Source organism: Flavobacterium sp., assembly GCF_043720215.1.
Taxonomy (GTDB): Bacteria; Bacteroidota; Bacteroidia; order Flavobacteriales; family Flavobacteriaceae; genus Flavobacterium.
The window spans coordinates 1-2,982 of record NZ_JAYSSZ010000234.1; the positions used below are offsets into that span (position 1 = coordinate 1).

Genomic DNA, 2,982 nt, shown 5'->3' on the forward strand with positions numbered 1-2,982 from the left:
TATAAAAACAGCGTTTTCGTTTATAGTAAAATTATTGTTGGTTGACAATAAATTCTCATAGTGTATTCTAAATCTATTATTGAAAGTTCCAACTGCTGTTGTAAAAGTATAGGATCCTATTTTCAGATTGTGAAAAGTTCCGTCATTTGTGTCTTCAATAAAAATGTCTTTATCATCAAAAAAAGGATTTACATGATCGATGGCAATCGTATAAACGCCAGCAATGGCCGCATTAAAACCCAAATTGATGGTGTCATATATGTTCCAAGGATAAGTACGCCCTTGAATTCCGAAACCAAAAGTATACGGACTAATTAATGAATAGAAGGTAATTGCTCCCTCAGTTGATGCCAATGCGTCGGTACCAAAATCATATCCGTTTGTTGCACCTTCTTCATATCCAAAAGCAATTTGTTTAAAAGCGCCTAAGGTATTTGTTAGGTTTAAATGAATATAATAATTTAAAGGAATGGCTTGTGTATTTTTATAAAACTGAGAATTGTTATTTGAAATTCTCATGCTATTTGTATATGTTAAAGTCGTTGTTGTCGCTGCCGAAGCAAAAAATCCTTGACCTGCGGCGATATACAATCCTGGAGCGCTTCCTCCTGAAACAGCTGCTGTTCCAGTTGTTCTTGTTCTGATAGCATAGTCGTTAGTTGTAAAATCATTGCCTGCAATTGCTGTATTGTGTGTCCAAAAGTACAGGGTTCCTAAATTAGAATTATCCAATAAACTAATGACACTTATTGCAGATGGATAGGGATTTCCTATCAAATTATAATTCAATAATCCGGGATTAAATGCAATTACACTCGTTGATACATTTCCATTATTGGGTGTTCCAATAAATTCTCCATTAAAAACTTGGGCTACTGCTGTAAAATTATCAGGAGATCTAATAGCGTATCCACTTCCAGATAGCATTGTGTTTGTTGGGGTCTCATTTACCCACGTATTTGTTGTGGTATTAAACGAGTGGTATCTACTAGGACTTGTTAATGGAGAAAAACCTACTAGAGTTTGCAATGCTACAGGTGATGACCAATAAGTGTATTCAAAAAACTTCATGGGTGTTGAATCCCTTTTGTAATTAATATTCCCACTGTTAACCGCTGATGGGTTTATTTGAACTAGACTCGAATTGTTTTCTAAAATTAATCTAGAAAGCGCTCCAGTTACTGATATATTATTTTCGACAGTAAGTGTGTGAGGTGTAAGCCCACCAACAATAGTTACAACAGCATCGTTTGACACAGAAACTGATTTCGCAATAATATCGGCCGTTGATGTGTAGCTTGAAGTAAAAAACACATCTTTAGTGCTGTCAGGTTCGCCATTATCCCAAGAACCTGCCCACGTTGTGGTTTGAGCTTGTATACTATTTGATGCCAAAAACATCAATAACAATGAAAATAATCGGAAGGATATAGTAAGGTAATTTTTAGTCATAATTCGTAAATTTTGGGCAAATCTAGTTATAGATTGTTGATTTTCAATATAATTATAAAACTTATTTTATAATTTCAAATTCCTTTATTTCTTGAGGCACATTCGTTTGCTGAATTTGCTGATTGTTTGTTGTGTCTTGTACTCCTCCAACTGAATTTAACATTTCCTGCTCGCCTTCTTCTTTCTGAATATGACTACGTCGAACAATTTCTTCTATTTGATCCTGAAGTGCATTTACTTCAACATTCAAATCAGTAATTAGGGTAACCACTTTTTTTTCGGGTATTCTATCTAAATTTATAAATGTATGCAATACTTTTACTTTTGTAATTATTGCTGTCAACCTACTTTTTATTTGCGGTTTATTAATTCTGGCAGGAATGGTATTGTTTAAAACATCAACTTTTTGAACCAAGCTTTTTGTTTTTCGCTGAAAAGCACCAATCGTTCCTTTCGGTTTTTGATGTAATTCTACCATAAACAAACGCCAATCGTTCCAGTCATTTGCAATAGTCTGAGATTCGGGAGTTAAGGTTCTTGGCGCAAAATTCCATGTTTTGTTAATAGTGCTAAAAACCAATTCTTTTTCTTTTAAAGCTTTGGCGACTTGAAGTTTACGCGTTTGGCCATCGTCCTTGCAGGAACCAAACAAAATGATCAAAAACAAAAACAATGAGACAATGGGTTTCATACTAGAAATTTTAACTAAAAAGCAAATGTAGTTATTTTTGGTTTTTGGTTAACCAAAGTGTTAAAGATGTTAACGCTATATTTTACGAAATCGTTATATTTGTAATCCAACACAACAAAAATGGACACAAAAATATTAATTATAGGTGCTTGCGGACAAATAGGAACCGAGCTAACAAACAAATTGCGAACAATTTACGGTAAAGACAATGTGATTGCTTCCGATATTAGAAAACTAAATACTGATATTGTAAACGAAGGGATTTTTGAAGTGGTAAATGCCTTAGATTACAATCAGATTGAACACTTATTAGAGAAATATCAGATTACCGATGTGTATTTGATGGCGGCATTACTATCGGCAACAGCCGAAAAAAACCCTGCTTTTGCTTGGGATTTGAATATGAATTCGCTTTTTCATGTTTTGAATTTAGCAAAAGCTGGAAAAATAAAAAAAATATTTTGGCCTTCTAGTATTGCGGTTTTTGGACCAACAACGCCAAGAGAAAATACGCCACAATACACGATTATGGAACCAAGTACGGTTTACGGAATTAGCAAACAAACTGGAGAACGCTGGTGCGAATATTACCACAAACAATACGGAGTTGATGTTCGAAGTATTAGATATCCTGGACTTATTAGTTGGAGTACGCCACCTGGTGGCGGAACGACCGATTATGCAGTAGATATTTACCACAAAGCGATTACCAATGGAAAATTTACTTCGTTCTTGTCCGAAAATACGGGTTTGCCTATGATGTACATGGACGATGCCATAAAAGCTACTGTGAGTATTATGCAAGTTCCATCTGAGATGGTAAAAATTCGTTCTTCCTA

General features: G+C 34.7%; 2 protein-coding genes and 1 pseudogene. 1 reads left to right on the forward strand and 2 read right to left on the reverse strand.

What is annotated here, in order from left to right; all coding sequences use genetic code 11:
- Together ACHZC3_RS10485 and ACHZC3_RS10490 are read right to left on the reverse strand one after the other, a co-directional pair.
- A pseudogene (locus ACHZC3_RS10485) lies at nt 1–1,452 on the reverse strand (hypothetical protein); the annotation flags it as partial.
- 61 nt (nt 1,453–1,513) lie between these two features.
- Nucleotides 1,514–2,143 carry a hypothetical protein gene (locus ACHZC3_RS10490; protein WP_394759812.1) on the reverse strand — a complete coding sequence of 210 codons (630 nt, stop codon included), beginning with the start codon at nt 2,141–2,143 and terminating at the stop codon, nt 1,514–1,516.
- 120 nt (nt 2,144–2,263) lie between these two features.
- Here ACHZC3_RS10490 and ACHZC3_RS10495 point away from each other — a divergent pair.
- The coding region (locus ACHZC3_RS10495) for an NAD-dependent epimerase/dehydratase family protein (protein WP_394759813.1) at nt 2,264–2,982 on the forward strand (719 nt) is incomplete at its 3' end.